We start from the raw sequence: 20,733 nt of genomic DNA, 5'->3' as shown, positions 1-20,733 counted from the left end.
TTTCCTCATTTTAATTTTTCAAATCAATAAACAATATAGATGTTAAACATTGTTCTTATAGAGCCCGAAATACCCAATAATACGGGTAACATCGGGCGGTTATGTGTGGGTACGGAAAGTAAACTGCACCTGGTTCATCCGTTTGGATTTGTAATTAATGATAAGAATCTGAAAAGATCCGGTTTAGATTACTGGGTGCATCTTGATGTTACTGAATATGCAAATTTTGAAGAGTGGATGAAGAATATTCCAGATCCATCCCGTGTTTTTTTAATGAGTTCACATGCTGAAAAATCATACTTGGAAAATAATTTTCAGGATGGTGACTGGTTGGTTTTCGGTAAGGAAAGTGTGGGGCTGAATAAAGAAGTCTTAGAGCATTTCGAAAATCATTTGACAATTCCTATGTCGAAACTGATCCGAAGTTTCAATATCGCCAATTCTGTTGCTTTTGTAATTGGTGAAGCTAAAAGGCAGATCAATTTGCAGGTTAAATAAGGCTGCATTATTTTTTTAAATACAGAATTTAATCATTATGATACGGTTTTCCCTGTAAGATCTGATCAGCACGGTAAAGCTGTTCTACAATGAACAAACGGATCATCTGGTGGGTAAAGGTCATTTTTGATAAAGAAATTTTTTCATTGGCCCGGCTATATATATCCTCTGAGAAACCATAGGCACCTCCGATAAGAATATGAACTTTTTTTACCGAAGAATTCATCCATGCATCAATTTTCTGCGCGAATTCACGGCTGGTGAACTGCTTGCCTTTCTCGTCAAGAAGTACAACAAGGTCATTTTTGTCAATGTAATTTAAGAAAAGCTTAGATTCTTCCTTCTTTAAAAGTTCTGGTGAGAGGTTTTTCGCATTTTTTACATCCGTAATTTCAATGATTTCAAAATTCCAGTGTTTAGGAAGACGCGTAAGATAATAACTGATCAGGGAAGTGATCTCCTTGTCATCTGTTTTACCGATACAAAGTAAGCTGATTCGCATGTATAGAGGGTTTCAAAGGACAAAGATACCATTTTTTAATGCTAAAAAAGAAAAGGCTAACCTTAGAGTATTTTAAGGTTCAGCCTTAATTATTAAATCTTTGAATTTTTTCAATCTTTCAATTAATTGTTTATTTCCTGTCCTTTAAATTTATTCCTTTACTCGACAGCGTTAATCCGGCAGCTTAATACCTAAAATCTGTACTGAAATCTTCATTAGACAGATTGACAACTTTCAGGACATCTATTACTTTTCAAATACTATTTTCTTTCTGGAGATGATGGGAGAATAGTTATTCTGTACAATTGATGCAAACCAATCAATTTAAGCTTTATAACAGGATAAAGAAAATGTTTATATTTGTATATAAGACTTATTTGAAACAGCAGTTGTTTCACTCCTAATGGGATAACCGAAGCTGTTATATTAAGAGAAATGCACCAAATAGATGAGTATAAAGGTTCCTAGATTTATCTTGAAAATTCAAGAGTTTTTTGACGGTATACATATTCCTGTTCTGGGAATATCGCTCTGGCAGATGTTCCAGATCTATATTTCCGGGATTTTCAAAGGCAATATCGGAAGAAAGGCGGCAGCCATTTCCTGGAGCTTCACCATCAGTTTATTTCCTTTCCTGCTCTTCCTGCTTTCCGTTTTGCCATATATGCCGCATTATGATAAGCTGCAGTTTTATATTTTTGAAGTTCTGATGCATAACGTTTTTCCTTCGAATATGGAAGGTGATGTAAGAGGATATATTGAAACCAATATTATTCCGAATATGAAAGGCATCAGTAATCTTACCATTGTTTTGGCATTGGTTTTTGCTACCAACGGAACCTTTTCGCTTATCAATGGATTCAACGAAAATTCAGATGAAAAGCTAACTGATGTAAAAGAGTTTATCCTTTCTTTTTTTATTACAATAGGCTTTATTACTATTGTCTTCCTGTCACTTTTCGGTGTATATTATGTAGAGGTTGTAATGAAACTCTTTACGCCTGCTTATGATATTTCCTGGCTTGTGAATAACCTTTCCAAAATCATCGGATTTGTATCTTTTCCGCTGTTTTATTTTATTCTTCTGACGCTTTTCTACTGGCTGGGAACGGTAAAGATTGCCAGATTCAGACAGGCGGTACCGGGAGCTATTTTAACAACGGTTCTGTTTGTCCTCACTACTTTTATCTTCGCGATCTATGTGAAAGATATTGCAAGATACAACGTCCTTTACGGATCCATCGGGAGTATGATCCTGCTGATGGTTTGGGTGAATGTGAATGTGTATCTTCTGTTGTTCGGAAATGAACTTAATATGGCCCTTAGAAAACTCAGGATCGAAAAGCTGTTGTCTGATGAGATCAAAAGAGAGGCAGCTCACTATCACGCACAGGTGACCGAGCCTAATCTGGAAAGCGATGAAGAGCACAAAAGAAAGCTGGAAGAGGAAAAAGATTAATTTTCCACAGCATTCATATCTTTTTTGGAACTCATACTTAGTATCACAAACCCTAAAATTGCTGCTAAGAAAGAAGCGATCAGGATAGCAAATTTAGCTTCATCCTGAATTGGAATATCATCCTTGAAGGAAAGAAGCGCAATAAAAATGGACATGGTGAAGCCTATTCCGGCCAGTAAACCAACACCGGCCATCTGTAGCCAGGTACTGTTTTGAGGCAGTTCGCTGAGCTTTAATTTAATGGCGATGAAAGAAAACACGTTGATCCCGATTAGTTTCCCCAAAATCAGCCCACATATAATTCCCAATCCTAATGTACTTGTCACTCCTGTTACCATTTCACTAGTAAAAGCAATGTTGGTATTCGTTAAAGCAAATATAGGCATGATCAGAAAACTTACCGGAAAGTGAAGCTGGTGCTCCAGCTTTTCAAGAGGGGAGATTTTTACGTCAGATACATTCGTAGGAATGGAAAAAGCAAGCAGAACCCCGGCTATCGTCGCATGAATCCCGGAATGATGCAGGAAATACCATAAAAATAATCCTGGAATAATATAAAAAATAATACGGGTAACTTTCAAAAAGTTTAAAAGAAACAGCAGTGCTGCCGTTCCAAAGGAGAGTAGGAGATAGGCCCAGTGGATTTGTTCAGTATAAAAAATAGCGATCACCAGAATCGCACCCAGATCATCCACAATAGCCAGTGCCGCAAGGAATATTTTAATAGAGTTGGGGATCTTTTTTCCCAGCATTGCAATGATAGCCAGTGAAAAAGCAATATCCGTGGCCATAGGAATTCCCCAGCCGTTGCCATATTCTGTTCCGGAATTAAAGAATGTGTAGATTGCTGCAGGAACCAGCATTCCTCCCACTGCTGCAAAAATAGGCAATGAGGCATTTTTAAAGGAAGAAAGCTCGCCTTCCACCATTTCCCGTTTGATCTCGAGCCCTACAAGTAAAAAGAAAACGGCCATCAGTCCGTCATTGATCCATATGCTCACCGGATAGGTAAGGTGAAAAAGGTGAGTGCCTACTTCTTGGTCCAGAAAATTCTGAAAACCTTCACCTGCAGACGAATTAGCGATTAATAATGAGACAACCACACAGAAAATAAGTATAATTCCTGATGACTGATTGCTGCTAAAAAATTTTTTAAAATATAAAGATAAATTCATGTCTATGATTGTAAACGTCTCACTCTTGAAACTCCGTCAATGCCTTTAAGTTTTCTAAACGTTTCTTCCAGCTGGCTTTTGTTTTTAACTTCAAGATTAATGCTGCCCGTAAAAACGCCGTTATTGGATTCTATGGACATACTTTTCATATCCATACCCATGCTTCCACTGATCACCGTTGTAATATCGTTGATCATTCCCATTCTGTCAAGACCTTCGATTTCGATCTTAACCCTGTTTTTAAAGCTTTCCGCATTCACCCATTTGGCAGGGATGACACGGTAATCGTACTGGGCTCTCAGGTTGATGGCATTCGGACAATTGTCGCTATGAACTTTGATACCGTCAGAAATGGTGATAAATCCAAAAATTTTATCGCCCGGAATTACAGTACAGCATTTTGCATAAGTATAATTCAGTTTTTCTTCGTCTTTCCCGAAAACGATCATATCAAGATTCTGTTCTTTAGGCTCTTCAAAATGAGTATTCTTTGCCGGAGATTTTCTGAATCTTGAAAGTAAATTATTGAATACGTTTTTACTTTCAATATATTTCCTCAAGCTGCTGACATCCAATTCATTGCTTTGGAATTTAAGGAAAAGTTCCTGGGAAGACTTCAGATTAAAAAACTTCTGAAGTTTGTTCACCTCTTCATCATTAAAGTTGATCTTAGCATGGCGAAGCTTTCTTTGAAGAATTTCTTTTCCATCTTCCACAAGCTGGTTTTTTTGGGAATTCAGGTAGCTTTTGATCTTGGATTTGGCTTTGGATGTCACTACGAATTCCAGCCAGTCCGACTTAGGCTTCTGGTTCTGCGAAGATAAAATATCTATCTGGTCACCATTCTGAAGAACATAAGAAATAGGAACCAGTTTCCCGTTGATCTTTGCTCCAAGACATTTCATTCCAAGATCGGAGTGAACGGCAAAAGCAAAATCTAAAGCTGTAGCATTTGTGGGAAGGATCTTGATTTCCCCTTTGGGAGTAAAGACAAATACTTCCTTAGAATATAAATTAAGCTTGATATTATCTAAAAGTTCAGAGGTGGAAAGGTTTTGCTGCTGTTCAAGAATATCACGGATTTCAGTAACCCATCGTTCAAAATTCCGGTCATCAGAACTCTGTTTGTAGCCTTCTTTGTATTTGTAATGTGCGGCAACGCCTTTTTCAGCGATTTCGTCCATTCTTTCCGAACGGATCTGTACTTCGATCCACTTTCTGTCCGGTCCCAGAACCGTTAAATGGAGACTTTCGTACCCTGTAGAACGCGGCTGCGTGATCCAGTCCCTCATTCTTGAAGGGTTGCTGTGGTAAACATCCGTTACGATAGAATAGATCTTCCAAGCCAGAAATTTTTCGTTTTTTGCATCCGACTTATAAATGATCCTGATCGCATAGTTATCAAATACCTCTTCAAAAGAAACTCCCTGTTTAAGCATTTTCCTGTAAATAGAAGAGATAGCTTTTGCACGGCCTTTGATCGTGAAATTTAAACCTTCTTCTTTTAATCTTTCCGAAGCTTCTTTCTTAAATTCCTCAATATATCTTTCACGGCTTTCTTTCGCCAGTTCCAGTTTTTCTGTGATCTCATTATAGACCTCAGGATTGTTATATTTCAAGGAAAGATCTTCCAGCTCCGATTTGATATTATACAGCCCGAGACGGTGAGCCATAGGTGCATAGATATAAACGGTTTCCGAAGCAATCTTTTTCTGCTTGTCCGGAGCCATGCTTTCCAGTGTCCGCATATTGTGAAGACGGTCAGCAATCTTGATGAGAATAACCCTGAAATCTTCAGACAGCGTCAATAACAGTTTTCTGTAATTTTCAGACTGTACGGAAATGTTCTGGTGATTCATTATGGAGATCTTTGTGAGTCCGTTCACAATATTGGCGATCTTCTCTCCAAAAATCTTTTTAAGATCCTCATAGGTATAATCTGAATCTTCTATAACGTCATGCAGCAGGGCGCAGGCAATGGAAGTGGCTCCCAAACCGATCTCTGTTGCTACAATTTTAGCAACAGCAATAGGATGATAGATGTATGGTTCGCCGGATTTTCTCCTTTGATCTTTATGGGCATCCAATGCAATATCAAATGCCTTCCGGATGAGCTTGTTATTTTCCTCGTCCAGAGTTCGGTATGTATTTGAAATCAGATCCTTATACCGGGCAAGGATCTCTTTATTTTCCTGTTCTAAATCGTAACTCATTTGTGCTAATGCCTATATTTAAACGAAAATACGAAATTTTTTAAACTTTTCCACCATAAAAAATCCGCAGAATACTCTACGGATTTCCGGTTATTAGATTTTATGTTTTCTGTCAGAATTTAACTTCTGAATCCATGCCGCTGCTTGATGCCTTTATTCTCACATCGGGGCTGTTATGGATCTCGGCTCTGTTTCTGGCATCAATAAATCGTTTAATGTGATCATAATGTGCCTCTCCAATACCCATATTCTCGAATAAATAGGTCTTCAGTACTGAATTTTGGCTGAAAATATTCCGGGCGCCATCAGTTTGGTTATTATCTTTTACCGCAACACTCGCGAGATACTGAGAGGTATCAGAGCCGTTATGAAGATATACAATGTAATCTGAATTTTCAAATCCTGAATTTTCCAGATCGGCTTCAAGCTTTTTGTAATCGCTGTGATGTGCAAATAATCCAGCTAATATATTTGACATAAGCAATAGTTTTTAAATTGTACTTAAAGATAATAAATATTTTTCAATATTTTTGTTATTAATTTATTAAAATTCTATATTTATTATTTTATCTATAATATAATGTTAAAATATTTGAAAATGTCTATTGAACAGGTGTTTGATTTTAATAGGATCTAAATAAAAAAATATTGTTGATAACCGTTCATGGGTAAGATAAAAAAAAACGGACCGAAGCCCGTTTCTATTGAATAATGTTTTAAATTCTTTCGTTTTTAATTTCTTCTACAATTTCAGGATTCAACAGAGTAGAAATATCTCCGAAATTACTGAAATCTCCTTCTGCAATTTTTCTCAAAATTCTACGCATAATTTTCCCGGAACGTGTTTTCGGTAGTCCTGAAACGAACTGGATCTTATCAAGTTTGGCAATTGGTCCTATCTGGTCCGAGATAAGCTGATTGATTTCCTTCTTAAGGTTTTCCTTATCACGGCCTTCCCCGGTTTCTTTTAAGATCACGAAGCCGTATAAAGCATTTCCTTTGATGTCATGAGGATAGCCAACAATCGCAGATTCTGCAACGGCAGGATGTTCATTGATGCTGTCTTCAATAGGAGCAGTTCCTAAATTATGTCCTGAAACAATGATCACATCATCTACACGGCCGGTAATTCTGTAATATCCGACTTCGTCTCTCAGTGCACCGTCACCTGTGAAATATTTTCCAGGAAAAGCGCTGAAATAGGTTTCTTTATATCTTTGGTGGTCGCCCCAGATTGTTCTTGCGATTCCAGGCCACGGAAAACGGATGCAGAGATTTCCTGTCACCTGGTTGCCTGTAATTTCATTACGCTTATCATCCATTAAGACAGGCTGAATTCCCGGTAATGGAAGTGTAGCATAAGTGGGTTTGGTTGGGGTAACGAATGGAAGCGGGGAAATCATAATGCCTCCTGTTTCCGTCTGCCACCAGGTATCAACCACCGGACACTTTTTCTTCCCGACATGATCATTGAACCAGTGCCATGCTTCTTCATTGATGGGCTCACCTACGGAACCTATTACCTTCAAGGTGCTCAGGTCATGCTTGTCTACCCATTCCGAGCTTTCTTTGGCTAACGAACGGATGGCGGTAGGAGCAGTGTAGAATTGGGTGACCTTATGCTTTTCAATCACTTCCCAGAAACGGTCCGGCTGAGGGTAAGTAGGTACACCTTCGAAAATTACTGTGGTTGCTCCGTTAAGAAGCGGCCCGTACAAAATGTAAGAATGTCCTGTGATCCACCCGATATCTGCTGTACACCAATAGATATCATTCTCTTTATAATTAAATACATTTTTAAACGTATAGGCGGTGTACACCATGTAGCCGGCGGAAGTATGAAGCATTCCTTTCGGTTTTCCGGTAGAACCTGAGGTATACAGGATAAAAAGGGGATCTTCAGCATCCATGATAACAGTCACAAAATCAGCGGAGGCTTTTTCATACAGATCAGCCATCCAGTGATCTCTGCCTTCTTTCATTTTGATCTCATTGTTTGTTCTTTTTACAACCAGAACGGATTCTACACTAGGTGTTTTTTCCAGCGCTTCGTCTACAATGCTTTTAAGGTCCAAAACTTTGTTTCCTCTGTAGCTGCCATCAGAAGTGATGATCATTTTAGCATTACAGTCGTTAACTCTTGAAGCTACGGCAGAGGCAGAAAATCCAGCAAAGATAACAGAATGCACGGCTCCCAATTTGGCACAGGCCAGCATGGTAACTGCTAATTCTGGGATCATTGGAAGATAGATACAGACTCTGTCGCCTTTTTCAATGCCCATTTCGCGCAGAACATTGGCTGTTTTATTCACGCGGTTGTACAGTTCATTGTAAGAAATATGCTGTGCTTCTTCTTTAGGGTCATTGGGTTCCCAGATGATCGCAGTTTTTTCTCCTCTTACAGCAAGATGTCTGTCTATACAGTTTTTGGTGATATTTAATTTGGCATTCTTGAACCATGTAATTTTAGCTTCGTTCATATCATACTTAACCACCTTGCTCCATCTTTGGTACCAGACAAAATTTTGATCAGCTATCTTGTCCCAGAATTTTTTAGGATTTTTAATAGACTTTTTGTACTCTTCAAAATAGTGTGGCAGATCTTCAATTAAGTAATTTCTCATATCCCTTCGTTTTTTGAAATTTGAATTTTATTAATATTAAATATATGTTTAATTTATGGCTTAAGCCCTATAGTCATTGATTTTTTCCTGAATTTCCTCAATGATTTTTTCATCATCTATCGTAGATGGAATCTGGAAATCTTTTCCATCCAATAATGTTCTGATCAGTTTTCTTAAGATCTTTCCGGAACGTGTTTTGGGTAAACGTTTGACAACCATTGCATTCTTTAAAAAAGCTACGGCACCAATCTTCTCGCGAACCATTCTGATAATGTCTTTTTCAATTTCTGCTTCTGTAATGGGCGTACCGTTTTTTAAAACAACCGTGGCGAAAGGAATCTGGCCTTTCAGCTCATCATCGATGCCTACGACAGCGCACTCGGCAACATCAGGATGTGACGAAACAATTTCTTCCATTTCTGATGTGGAAAGCCTGTGTCCGGCGACATTAATGACGTCATCCACTCTTCCTGTGATGAAGATATAACCGTCTTCATCCTGAATGGCTCCGTCTCCGGAGAAATAATATCCGTTGTATTGAGATAAATAGCTGCTTTGAAAACGCTCATTGTCATTCCATATTCCCAACAGGGCACCCGGTGGAAGCGGAAGTCTGATGATTAAGTAGCCTTCCTGATGAGCGTCAAGTTCATATCCATTTTCATCAAAGATCTTAATGTCATATCCAGGAATAGGTTTTCCGGCTGCGGCTCTTTTGATTTTATACTGATCATCAAAGGTCATTAAGCCCAGCATAGGCCAGCCGGATTCTGTCTGCCACCAATGATCAATAGCGGGAACTCCGATATGTTCTGCAAACCAGTCTAAGGTAGCTACATCACATCGTTCACCTGCTAAGAACTGTTTTTTGAAGTGAGTCAGATTGTATTTTTTAACCAGCTCTCCGTTCGGGTCTTCTTTTTTAATGGCTCTGATGGCTGTAGGGGCTGTAAACATCGTGGAAACTTTATATTCCGAAATGATTCTCCAGAATGTACCTGCATCGGGTGTCATGATAGGTTTCCCTTCAAAGATGATGGTTGTGTTCCGGTTGATAAGCGGCCCGTATACGCTAAAACTGTGGCCTACTGCCCATCCGAAATCAGATGCGGCCCAGTATGTTTCTCCCGGGTCAACACCATATACATATTTCATTGAAAATTTCAAGGCTGTTGCATACCCTCCGGTATCTCTTACAATTCCTTTTGGTTTTCCTGTAGTGCCTGATGTGTAAAGCAAGTAGAGAGGGTGGGTAGATTCCACTGAAATACAATCTACGGGCTCTGATTTTTGAACCAGTTCTTCGTAATCAATAAGTCCCTCGAACATTTCATGCTGGTTATCTACCAGTTTTCTGTTGTAAACAATGATGTTGTCTACTTTATCCTGTGCCAGTTCAATAGCCTTTTCCACGAGCGGCAAATAAGGAATTCTTCTGGCTATTTCTATACCGGCTGTGGCTGTTATTAAGGCTTTGGGTTTACAGTCATCTATTCTTACCACCAGCTCATGCGGGGCAAAACCTCCGAAAACTACATTGTGAATCACCCCGATTCTTGCACAGGCCAGCATGGCAAAAAGAGTCTGCGGGATCATCGGCATGTAAATAACGGCTGTATCGCCTTTTTTTAAGCCCAATGAAGCAAGCCCTCCTGCGAATTTTGAGATTTCTTCTTTAGCCTGATTGAATGTATAGGTTTTCTTCTGACCGGTAACGGGAGAGTCGTAAATAATAGCGGTTTGGTCTCCAAAGCCATCTTCAATATGCTTATCAATACACAAATAGCATATATTGAGTTTTCCGTCAGCATACCACTGCGGATAATTATTTTTATCCTGGGAAAGAATCTGTTCCGGAAATTCAAACCATTGTATTTCTTTGGCCTGCTCTTTCCAGAAGTTTTCCTTGTCTTCTATGCTTTGTTTAAACAGATTATCTGCGTCCATATTAATTTTTGTGTTTCATGTTTTTTGCTTTCATTGCAAAGTGTAAAGCGATGAAGCGATTCGCTTTGCTTGCAACACCGGGTGCCTTATATCTGAAATTTTGTGTCTTGACTCCTTTAATCTATCCAAACATTTCCTCAATCTGCTGCATCAGTTTTTTAATAGAATAAGGTTTCGTTACATAGGCATCAACTCCCATTTCCATCCCTTTTTCGATATCTTTCGGGTTGTTCTTGGCACTCAGAAATATAACTTTTGTGTCTTTCATTCTTTCATCTTCTTTAATGGCTTCCAGAGTGCTGTATCCATCCAGGTTGGGCATCATGATATCCAGAAGGATAACATCGGGAACCATTGTTTTCAGGAAATCTAAGACTTCCATTCCGTCTCTTGCAATATAAACGTCATAGCCGTTTTTCTTAAAGCTGTATTCCAGCGACATGAGTATTTTGTGTTCGTCATCGGCAATAATGATCTTTCTCATACATGGTTATTGGTTGGGTTCAACTTCATTTTTTGTTATGCTGTAAGGAATGCTTATCGTAAAAGTTACGCCCAGACCGCTGTTTTCTGCTTTTATTGTTCCGCTGTGCGCCTGTACAATTTTTTTTGAAATAGCCAGTCCGAGTCCGCTTCCTGTAGGTTTTAAAATATTCTGGTTCTTTGACTGATAAAATTTGTCGAAAACCATTTCCAGATCCTCTTCAGGAATATGCCTTCCTGTATTGAAAATGGTAATAATCACGTGATCTTCTTTTTCAGACAGTTTGGTTTGTATGGTTCCCTGGTCATCAGTAAATTTTAAAGCGTTTCCGAAGATATTCTGGAAAAGCTGAATCATCTTTGCTTCATCATGTTCAAATACGGTCTGATTCAGAAGATTGACTTCGCTTAAATGGATGTTTTTCTGCTGTATCAGATGAAGTAACGGGTTTAAAGCTTTTTTATATGTTTCAAGGATATTGTTTTCTTTAATGTTTAAAGCAATTTCACCGTGCTCCAGTTTGTCGAGGTAAAGAATATCGTTGATGATCTCGCTGAGCCTGTCGGATTCTGTGATAATATTATTCAGGAATTCCTGTTTGATATCGAACGGAATATCATCATCGTCCGCTAAAATTTCTCCCGCAGAACGAATGGCGGTGATAGGAGTTCTTAATTCATGGGCGACGGAATCCAGGAAGTCGTCTTTCTGACGGTCTTTAACGATTAGATTTTCATTGGCTGTTCTTAAATCATCAGAAAGCTTTTGTAGTTCTTCAGATTGCTCGGTAAGTTTTTTATTAAGGATAATGTTTTCTTTAGATTCTTCTAAGATGTTTAAAACTTCCTTTAAAGATATTTTATCTTCTTTCGTTACCCCTTCAATTAAAATTTTTGCCGATGCAGTTCCGATTCTTCCTGCCAGAAGGTTTTCTGAGAATTTAATAAACCTTGAGTCTGCCGTTTCTGTTTTGGAATCAATATTATATTTTAAATTGAAGATCCTTAAAGCCTGCTCCGTTTTATTTTTACCTAAAAACCTTTCCAGAATGTTTTTAATATCTGAAACATAGGCTGTTCCGCGCCAAACGAAAGCATTTTCATGATTTAAGATATGTTTGTCGATATCCACATATAATTCTGCAAAATTTCTTTCCCGGTAATTTCCTTTAACGCTTACGGAAATGATAGTAAAGAGGGCTGTATTCGTGAAAACAGACCAGAAAAATATCTGGGAGATTCTGCTTAAAAAAGGAATATTAAAAAATGTGAACGCATCATACATTTCACGGATGATCCCTTTGAGTTCCTGGTTGTACGAGAAATAATACTGCGGAATGATCAGTCCGAAGTAGCAGATCGCCAATCCTGCCAGAAGTCCTGCTACTGCACCTTTATAACTTCCTCTTCTCCAGAATATCGCTCCGAAAAAAGAAGGAGCCAATTGAGCAATTACAACAAAGGAAATCAGACCTACAGAATCGAGTGATGTTTTCAGAATAAAATACTTATAGAAAACAAAAGCCATAATGATCAGGGCAAAGATGCTGAACTTTCTGATATTGGTAATATTTCTTGTATTCTGAACCTCGTTGTCGGATTTGAATTTCCCCAACAAACCATAAGGAATGATGAGGTTGTTGGAAAGCATGATGGATAACGTAATGGCTGAAATGATGATCATGGAAATACATGAACTCAGGCCGCCGAGGAATACAAAAACCGTAATTAAAGTATTATCAAAATGTTGGGGAATCAGAATAGAGTAGAACTCAGGGTTTACATGCTGTCCATCGAAAATAAGTCTTCCTCCCCATGCGATAGGGAAAATAAATACGGTGAATATTAATAAGTAAAGAGGAAAAAACCAGATCGCTGTTTTGATGTGTTTTTCCTGTCTGTTCTCGATAATCGCGGTGTGAAACTGTCTTGGAAGAATGCAGATGGCTGTGGCGGAAATCATGCATAAGACCATCCAGTTTATGGCACCTTCAATACCGTTGAAAGTATTTTTTTCTTTAAAATCCTCAAATTGACTCGCTTTCTCATAGATATCTGAAAATCCGTCAAATACAAAGTAAATAACAAATATGCCCAGGATGATGATAAAGAAAAGCTTTAAAAAGCTTTCCAGGGCAATTGCGGAAATAATTCCGAGACGTTTTTCTGAGGCATCCACATATCGGGTTCCGTAATAGGAGGAAAACAAGGCTATTAATATAACCACAAACGTTGCGTTGTCAGTCAGTATATTGTTGGACATTGAAGTTTTGGTCACCAAATGGAAGGTTTCAGAAATAGCTTTGATCTGAAGTCCGATATAGGGAACGATGGCCAGCAGGCAGACGATCGTAATAATCGCACTGAAGCTTCTGCTGTTCCCATATCGTAAAGAAATAAAATCGGCAAGGCTGCTGATTTTGTTAACTCTGGAAATTCTTACAATCCTTGTATTGATGTAGATCCATGCAGGAATAATCATAATAGGGCCAATGTAAATGGGCAGATAATTCAGGCCGCTTGTTGCTGCTACACCAATGCTTCCGTAGTACGTCCAGGCCGTGCAGTATACTGCAAGGGACAATGCGTAAATATAAGGATTGTTGACCCATCTTTTGCTTCTCTTCTTCTCTGCCAGGTGGGCAACTAAGAACAAAAGGGCTAGGTAGACTAAAACAACAACAAATAACGCAAAACTACTCATCATACCTTTTTACAATTATAAAAGAAATAATGATGGAGATCATCCAGACAACGAACATATAAATCAGAATCATCGGATAGCCGAAGACATCTTTTTCACTGTTGAAAAGCAGTGAAATAGGAATGCTGAAAGCCATCATCAGTCCGATGCTCAGGATAATCAGTTTTTGTTCGTGTCTTTTTTTCATAAAATGATGATTGATAAAAGATAATTGATGAGTAACCTATCGCTCATCAATTATCATCTATCTTTTATAAAATTAAATCTTATCGTCCGAATATTCTCCTATCAGCGAATAGTATCCGAAAATAGCCATTCCGCCCGAAATGATCGGCATCAGCACAAATAAGATGATGATCCCGAATACCAGATCTTCCTGCTTTCCCGAAGTGATCTTTGGAATTCCTAAAACCGTAGTTCCGAAATATCCCACCACCAGAGCTACTGCAATCCAGAGTATGCCTAATATTTTCTTTAGTCCGTTCATTTTAGTAGTTTTAAAATTAGTAAAAAATTAAGTGATTAGGTACTTAATCGTGAATATTATTATTCTTATTTTTAAGATAAAACAATCCGATGACTAAACAGACTCCCGCGACCCCAATCGGGTACCAAAGTCCCTCCAGATACCAGGTGGCATGTCCCGCATCTTTCCCCTGAGTTACAAGGTAAGTTGCGACAGCCGGAAGAAGCCCTCCAAATACTCCGTTTCCAATATGATAGGGTAATGACATCGAGGTGTATCGGATTCTTACCGGGAACATTTCAACAAGGAAAGCAGCAATCGGGCCGTAAACCATAGTTACAAAAATTACCTGAATGAAAACCAGAAATACCAGATACCATCTTGTATCATTGTTCAGTGTAATCGACTTTGTGACTTTTGGCTCTTCCGCTTTTCCGTCTTTCATAACAGGACCGGCCGCAGACCAGTGTACAATGCTGTCTTTTTTAATGAAAGTTCCGTCTGTATATGTAGTTTCTTTGTGAAATGTAATTAAGCTGTCCGATGCAATATCTTTATGGATTGCAGCGCTTCTTGTCTCCTTGATCCCATCACTTGCAATGGTTTTAGCTTCAATATTTACACTTTTATACATGCTGTCGTAAATAGGTCTGTAGGCTAAAATGGCAACCAGCATACCTGCCATCATGATTGCTTTTCGTCCGATTTTATCTGAGAGCCAACCGAAAAAGACAAAGAAAGGTGTTCCCATTAATAAGGCAGTTGCCATTAAATAATCAACCTGCATTGAGTCTATATTCATTACTTTCTGAAGGAAGCTCATGGCGTAGAATTGCCCGGTATACCAGATTACTCCCTGTCCCATGGCAGCACCAAACAAAGCCAGTAAAACAAATTTGAAATTGAATTTATTCCCGAAACTTTCTTTTAATGGATTTTTGGATGTTTTTCCTTCACTTTTGGCCTTTGCAAAAAGCGGGGATTCTTTCATATTTTTTCTGATGAAATAAGATACTCCTACCATTAAAATTGAAATCCAGAACGGAACCCTCCATCCCCAGGAATCGAATTCTGCTGCAGATAACGAGTTTTTAGTGATTAAGATGACAATTAATGAAATAAAAAGTCCTGCGGTGGCTGTAGTTTGAATCCACGAGGTCCAGTAGCCCCTTCTGTGAGGCTGTGCGTATTCTGCAACATAGGTTGCCGCTCCTCCGTATTCTCCTCCTAATGCTAAACCTTGTAAAAGCCTTAAGATTAAAACTAAAACCGGTGCCATGAATCCGATGGTTTCGTATCCGGGAATACAGCCGATCAGGAAAGTAGAGAATCCCATAATCAGCAGCGTTACAAGAAAGGTGTATTTTCTTCCGATAATATCACCCAGTCTCCCGAAGAATAAAGCTCCGAAAGGTCTTACCACAAACCCGGCCGCAAAAGTAGCCAGTGTAGATAAAAATGCAGCGGTAGGATTGTCGGCAGGAAAAAATTTAGTCGCTAAAACGACTGCTAAACTTCCAAAAATATAAAAGTCATACCATTCTATCAGAGTACCGAGTGATGAGGCAGTGATCACGCTCCAGATGGTGCGGTTCTTCTGCCGGTCGGTCATATTCTCGTAGTTTTCGTGGTGATTTTCGCTCATGTTGATTGGTTTTGATGTTAATGGATTAAGATATTAAATTCATACGTGTTTAAAGATAAATTTGAAACTGTACAATGAATTCGCCTTTTGAGGAAGGGCTTTCCGTAGGATTGGTGTAAACCGGTCTTGTAGAGTATTGTGTAGTAATTTTTGCATGGTGTCCATCTATGAACCAGTTGGCACCTACGTCAAATTGAGACGAAGACTTGTCGAATGCTTCAAAGTTTTTATGTGTATACGCCGCGAAAGGCTGTATTCTGATTTTTGGTTTTTCTGACTGATTCGGAAGAAGTAAGCCTGCCTGAGCATATACCACATTCCCTGTTCCGATCATCGGCTGTAGATTTCCGGGACCTGCAATGGCTCTGTCTCCTGCAAAATTAGGATCATTGGCTGCAATGTTCATCGTTCCCAGATTTCTTATGTAGTTAGGTCCGAAATTGTAGTTATAATATCCTGCATAGGCAGAAACGGCCATTTTGTGTTTTGCATTTCCCAAAGGAATGTCTGCAAAGGCATCCACTGCCAAAAGTGTGATGTCGTGTTTTTCAATATTGGAATTGACCGATGTTCTTGTCCCGTCAGCCTGATGGTAAAAACCTGCGCCTACATTAAAGACTTTCTTTGTTCCCAGATAGGAGCCCACCTTGAAAGGAAGCGTGTTGGATTCTTCATCCAGGAATTGATATTCCACATATCCGGCTTTTGAAAAGCTTGGGTTTCCATTGTTATCTACGGCTGCAGCTCTTGAAGGATCTGTAACGTTCACCGGAACCAGGTCGGTTGCAAAAGGTTTGTTTAAGCTGAAACGGTACTCCAGTTTTCCGTATTTTCCTTTTGCGAACATTCCCAGCTGTCTTGCAAACTGATCTGAATTATCTATTAACGGCCATGAGAAAATAGGGGAGTCTATGGTAAGGAAATTCAGGGTCGAGGCCATGGTCATACGGGAAAGTCCCATGTAGTAATGGAGCCCTGCTCCTAAAGATAAACTGAATTTTCCTGCTTCTCCAGGTAAAATCACTGCATATTCATTCCATGCGTCATGAAAAAATAACTGTGGCTTCTTTCCATTTCCGTACCCCCCTGTTCCTGTAGTGCCTGTAGCTCCGCCATTAATGAATGTCTGGTTGTTGATCCCGAAATGGGCCAGGATCATATATCTTTTAGAAATCTGTGCATATACTAAAGCACGCAATCTTCTGTTTCCGAGACTCCAGGAGTTGTCGGCGGCTTCATTGGCTACCATGCTTCCTGGGTTCATTTGAGTATTTCTGAGCCAGAACTGGTCCCATAAAATAAATCTAATGTACTTATCTCCTTCCGGATTGAGGTTTAATTTTAACCCGCCTCCGTAATCAGGAGAACCCTGTGAATATAAAGAACTGCTTATTAAGGCTAATCCAATAAATGAAAGTAATTTCTTCATAAATTATCAATTTTTGGCGTTGTTTTTTGTGAAAGCCAAATTGTAATTAATAATTTATTTACAAAAATTTAATATATATTATTGGTAAGTATATAGTTTTAATGTAATACTCTGGTTTTTAGAATTAAGTTTCGGAAATCTTATGTCTTGAATCTTGGTTCTACTTCTTAAACCGCTCCCATTTAATCAGCATATACTTATCCGCAAACTGAGTGATAATGAGTCCGGAATTTTTGATATTTTCTTCCTTGGCAATATATTCAAGTAATTCATTTTGTTTTAGAATTTTATAGACCGGATGGAATTCAGAATGAGGTGGTCTTGTGACGTTGTATTTCTTAATCCAGGAGCTTATGGTGACATGGGAAACACCGATAATCCGTTCTATTTCACGAAAGCTTAACCCTTCGAGATAAAGCTGCAAAGCTTTGGTGACGTAATAGTCGTCAATCTGTTTCCCTATTTTTTTTACAGTGAAATAATACTTGCAGTTTTTGCAGAGAAAACGCTGTTTTTCATTAATGATCCCACTTTTTACAAGCATATTTCCACCGCATTTCGGACACTTATTTTCCATAGCTATAGGTTTTTAGCAAATATATAATAATTTAGCAAAGTTATAATTTTTTATAAAGATAAAATTACCTGTATATTTTATTTAAACAAAAAAAATATCTTTTTAATTTGGTTTTTAAAGTTATTATGCTTTAAATTTGCCAAAAAATTCAGATAAATAAATGGAAATAGAAATTTCCTCATGCGAACATCTAATGTATGTGAGTGAAATACAGCAGGAAATGTATGATTCTGCACAGCGTAGAGGAACGGGTATCGCAAAACGTTCCATCGAATACTTAACGAAAAAGATTTCAGAAGGCAATGCTGTGGTTGCTACTGAAAACGGCAAATGGGTGGGGTTCTGTTACATTGAGACCTGGTCACACGGTCAGTTTGTAGCAAACTCGGGACTTATTGTATCTCCAAACTACAGGAACAGAGGAGTGGCCACTTTGATCAAGAATAGAGTTTTCCAATTATCTAGAGAGAAATATCCGAATGCCAAAGTGTTTGGGTTGACCACAGGACTTGCCGTCATGAAAATCAACAGTGATCTGGGCTATAAACCGGTGATCTATTCTGAGCTTACTCAGGATGAAGAGTTTTGGAACGGTTGTAGGAACTGTGTGAACTATGAAATTTTAATGAAAAAGGAACGTAAGAACTGTCTGTGTACAGCGATGCTTTTCGTTCCTGAAAATAATAATAAAGTGAACGGGACTGAAATTCAGCAGTCCGAAATTGATTGTTACAATGGAGAAAAAGAAAGTCGTCTTAGCATTTAGCGGAGGTTTGGATACCTCTTACTGTGCCAAATATCTTAGTGAAACACTGGGGTATGAAGTATATGCAGTTACTGTAAATACCGGAGGTTTTTCTAAAGAAGAAGAAAAAGAACTGGAGAAAAAAGCCTTCAATCTGGGGGTGAAAGAATACAGGTGCGTTGATGCTCAGGAAGATTACTATAATTCCTGTGTAAAATATCTGATCTTTGGAAATGTGCTGAAAAATAATACCTATCCACTGTCTGTGAGTGCTGAACGAACCGTTCAGGCGCAGGAAATTGCAAAATATGCCATGGAAACCGGTGCAGATGCTATTGCCCACGGAAGTACGGGAGCCGGAAATGATCAGGTCCGTTTCGACTTGATTTTCCAGGTGATGTGTCCGGAAGTAGAGATTATCACACCGATCCGCGATATGAGCTTGTCCCGTGAAGAAGAAATTGAATTCCTGAAAAGCCATGGCTATGAGATGGAATTCAGTAAAGCTCAGTATTCTGTAAATAAAGGACTTTGGGGAACTTCGGTAGGAGGAAAGGAAACGCTGACATCAAGAAATTACCTTCCTGAAGAAGCTTTCCCATCACAAATTAAAGAAACTCAGCCTTCAGAACTGGAAATTGAGTTTAAAAATGGAGAGGTTGTAGCTGTAAATGGAGAAAATTTTGAACACTCCGTGTATGCTATTCAGAAAATTGAAGAACTGGCTTCTGCTTACGGAATTGGCCGTGACATCCACGTTGGAGATACAATCGTTGGGATCAAAGGAAGAGTAGGATTTGAAGCAGCTGCGGCATCCGTGATCATCAAAGCCCATCATTTATTGGAGAAACATACGCTTTCAAAATATCAGCAGATGATGAAATCCCAGCTTTCCGACTGGTATGGGAACTGGCTTCATGAAGCACTTTTCCTAGATCCTGTGATGAGAAATATCGAGTCTTTCTTAACGGATTCTCAGGAAACGGTCAGCGGGAAAGTATTTGTAACCCTTCATCCATACAGGTTTGTTTTAAACGGAATTGAATCCAAGCACGATCTGATGTCTGATAAATTCGGAAGTTACGGTGAGGCTAACAGAGCCTGGACAGGAGAAGATGTAAAAGGATATACAAAGATTGTAAGCAATTCTTTAAATATATATCACCAGATTAATTCAAAATAGAGTTCCGGCGGAGTAATTTAATCAGAGATAGGATCGAGTCCTGTCAATCAAAAAAATTAAAATGAAAAAAGTAGGAATTGTAGGCGCTAATGGCTACACAGGAAGCGAATTGGTCCGTGTGCTAGCTTTTCATCCCAATGTGACATTGAGTTTTTTACATAGCCGTTCCAATTCGGGGACAAAAATTTCAGATTTGTACCCGGATTTAACGGCGGTCTGTGAACAGGTTTTAACAGACCAACCGGAAGAGGTGGATATCTTATTTCTGTGCCTTCCCCACAAGGAAAGTCAGAATTGGCTGAATCAAAATCCTGTTAATGATGAGACTCTGGTAATTGATCTTGGAAATGATTTCCGTCTGGATGGAAATTTTGGAAACAGAAATTTTATCTACGGGCTTCCTGAAATTAATAAAAAAAATCTGTCAGGAGCAAAAAGTATTGCCAATCCGGGATGCTTTGCAACGGCCATTCAGCTGGCTCTTCTTCCATTGGCAGAAAAGGGTCTGTTAAATGAAGTGTATACGACCGGAATTACAGGTTCAACAGGTGCGGGGCAGTCTTTACAGGCAACAACACATTTTACCTGGAGGAACGATAATATTTCGGCATACAAAACCCTGACACATCAGCATGTAGATGAGGTTTTACAGCAGTTAGTTTCATTGAATCATAAAGATGTCAATTTGAATTTTGTTCCATGGAGAGGAGATTTTGCAAGAGGAATTTTTACAAGTTCAACAGTAAAAACTGATTTAATTTTTTCAAATATCTGTCAATTGTATCAGGATTTTTATGAAAATGAGCCTTTTGTAAAGGTAAGCGAGCATGCAATTGATTTAAAGCAGGTTGTCAATACCAATCGCTGTGTGATTCATATAGAAAAGAGTGGAAATGTGGCAGTTATTCATTCAGCGATTGACAATTTGTTAAAAGGGGCCTCCGGGCAGGCGGTACAGAACATGAATATCGCTATGGGATGGGAAGAAAATCTTGGACTGAATCTAAAGCCTATAGCATTTTAAAGTGAATGATTAATAAAGTGAATAGTCAATAAGTCAATTGTGAATTTAAGCCCGACAGC

17 protein-coding genes and 1 pseudogene are annotated in these 20,733 nt (G+C 38.8%); 5 read left to right on the top strand and 13 right to left on the bottom strand.

Features of this window, described 5'->3' with window-relative positions:
* Window positions 1–39: 39 nt before the first annotated feature.
* Entirely contained in the window at window positions 40–498 is a 459-nt protein-coding gene (locus J2T03_RS05945; RefSeq protein WP_307210041.1) for a tRNA (cytidine(34)-2'-O)-methyltransferase, read from the top strand.
* A gap of 28 nt (window positions 499–526) precedes the next feature.
* Here J2T03_RS05945 and J2T03_RS05940 read toward each other — a convergent pair whose 3' ends face one another.
* Window positions 527–1,000, bottom strand: a complete 474-nt coding sequence (locus J2T03_RS05940) for a 23S rRNA (pseudouridine(1915)-N(3))-methyltransferase RlmH (RefSeq protein ID WP_306845809.1) — start codon at window positions 998–1,000, stop codon at window positions 527–529.
* 448 nt (window positions 1,001–1,448) lie between these two features.
* On the opposite strand from J2T03_RS05940, the gene J2T03_RS05935 reads away from it, so the two are divergent.
* On the top strand, window positions 1,449–2,459 hold the full coding sequence (locus tag J2T03_RS05935) for a YihY/virulence factor BrkB family protein (protein ID WP_306845810.1): 1,011 nt from the start codon (window positions 1,449–1,451) through the stop codon (window positions 2,457–2,459).
* On the opposite strand, the gene nhaA is transcribed toward J2T03_RS05935, so the two are convergent.
* The 12 genes and pseudogenes from nhaA to J2T03_RS05875 form a co-directional block, all read right to left on the bottom strand.
* Entirely contained in the window at window positions 2,456–3,634 is a 1,179-nt protein-coding gene (nhaA, locus tag J2T03_RS05930) for a Na+/H+ antiporter NhaA (RefSeq protein ID WP_306845811.1), read from the bottom strand. The genes J2T03_RS05935 and nhaA overlap by 4 nt on opposite strands.
* Window positions 3,635–3,636: 2 nt before the next feature.
* Window positions 3,637–5,847, bottom strand: a complete 2,211-nt coding sequence (locus J2T03_RS05925) for a RelA/SpoT family protein (RefSeq protein ID WP_306845812.1) — start codon at window positions 5,845–5,847, stop codon at window positions 3,637–3,639.
* 112 nt (window positions 5,848–5,959) lie between these two features.
* On the bottom strand, window positions 5,960–6,325 hold the full coding sequence (locus J2T03_RS05920; protein WP_306845813.1) for a hypothetical protein: 366 nt from the start codon (window positions 6,323–6,325) through the stop codon (window positions 5,960–5,962).
* A gap of 238 nt (window positions 6,326–6,563) precedes the next feature.
* Window positions 6,564–8,474, bottom strand: a pseudogene (gene acs, locus J2T03_RS05915) (acetate--CoA ligase); the annotation flags it as partial.
* Between the two features lie 57 nt (window positions 8,475–8,531).
* Window positions 8,532–10,418, bottom strand: coding sequence for an AMP-binding protein (locus J2T03_RS05910; protein WP_307210040.1), 1,887 nt, complete (start codon window positions 10,416–10,418; stop codon window positions 8,532–8,534).
* A 121-nt stretch (window positions 10,419–10,539) separates the two neighbouring features.
* A complete protein-coding gene (locus J2T03_RS05905; RefSeq protein ID WP_306845815.1) occupies window positions 10,540–10,902 on the bottom strand; it encodes a response regulator transcription factor in 363 nt (120 codons plus the stop codon).
* Between the two features lie 6 nt (window positions 10,903–10,908).
* Window positions 10,909–13,605 carry an ATP-binding protein gene (locus tag J2T03_RS05900; protein WP_307211078.1) on the bottom strand — a complete coding sequence of 899 codons (2,697 nt, stop codon included), beginning with the start codon at window positions 13,603–13,605 and terminating at the stop codon, window positions 10,909–10,911.
* The gene (locus J2T03_RS05895; RefSeq protein ID WP_306845816.1) at window positions 13,598–13,792 is read right to left on the bottom strand and encodes a hypothetical protein; all 195 of its coding nucleotides are present in this window, start codon (window positions 13,790–13,792) and stop codon (window positions 13,598–13,600) included. The genes J2T03_RS05900 and J2T03_RS05895 overlap by 8 nt, the downstream gene beginning before the upstream one ends.
* A gap of 72 nt (window positions 13,793–13,864) precedes the next feature.
* Window positions 13,865–14,092, bottom strand: a complete 228-nt coding sequence (locus J2T03_RS05890; RefSeq protein WP_034743685.1) for a DUF6814 family protein — start codon at window positions 14,090–14,092, stop codon at window positions 13,865–13,867.
* Window positions 14,093–14,135: 43 nt separating this feature from the next.
* Complete coding sequence (locus tag J2T03_RS05885; protein ID WP_307210039.1) at window positions 14,136–15,716, bottom strand: MFS transporter; 1,581 nt, start codon at window positions 15,714–15,716, stop codon at window positions 14,136–14,138.
* 49 nt (window positions 15,717–15,765) lie between these two features.
* Window positions 15,766–17,145, bottom strand: a complete 1,380-nt coding sequence (locus J2T03_RS05880; protein ID WP_306845820.1) for a porin — start codon at window positions 17,143–17,145, stop codon at window positions 15,766–15,768.
* A gap of 160 nt (window positions 17,146–17,305) precedes the next feature.
* The gene (locus J2T03_RS05875; RefSeq protein ID WP_306845821.1) at window positions 17,306–17,722 is read right to left on the bottom strand and encodes an IS1/IS1595 family N-terminal zinc-binding domain-containing protein; all 417 of its coding nucleotides are present in this window, start codon (window positions 17,720–17,722) and stop codon (window positions 17,306–17,308) included.
* Window positions 17,723–17,882: 160 nt separating this feature from the next.
* Here J2T03_RS05875 and J2T03_RS05870 point away from each other — a divergent pair, with 160 nt between their 5' ends.
* The 3 genes from J2T03_RS05870 (at window position 17,883) to argC (ending at window position 20,674) form a co-directional block, all read left to right on the top strand.
* The gene (locus tag J2T03_RS05870) at window positions 17,883–18,488 is read left to right on the top strand and encodes a GNAT family N-acetyltransferase (RefSeq protein WP_306845822.1); all 606 of its coding nucleotides are present in this window, start codon (window positions 17,883–17,885) and stop codon (window positions 18,486–18,488) included.
* On the top strand, window positions 18,457–19,650 hold the full coding sequence (argG, locus tag J2T03_RS05865; protein ID WP_306845823.1) for an argininosuccinate synthase: 1,194 nt from the start codon (window positions 18,457–18,459) through the stop codon (window positions 19,648–19,650). The genes J2T03_RS05870 and argG overlap by 32 nt, the downstream gene beginning before the upstream one ends.
* A gap of 61 nt (window positions 19,651–19,711) precedes the next feature.
* Entirely contained in the window at window positions 19,712–20,674 is a 963-nt protein-coding gene (gene argC / locus J2T03_RS05860; RefSeq protein WP_307210037.1) for an N-acetyl-gamma-glutamyl-phosphate reductase, read from the top strand.
* Window positions 20,675–20,733: the final 59 nt, after the last annotated feature.

Source organism: Chryseobacterium lathyri, from assembly GCF_030812195.1.
GTDB classification, from domain to species: Bacteria; Bacteroidota; Bacteroidia; order Flavobacteriales; family Weeksellaceae; genus Chryseobacterium; species Chryseobacterium lathyri_A.
Note: the sequence above shows the minus strand (reverse complement) of the source record. Positions and strands in the feature narration are given on the sequence as shown.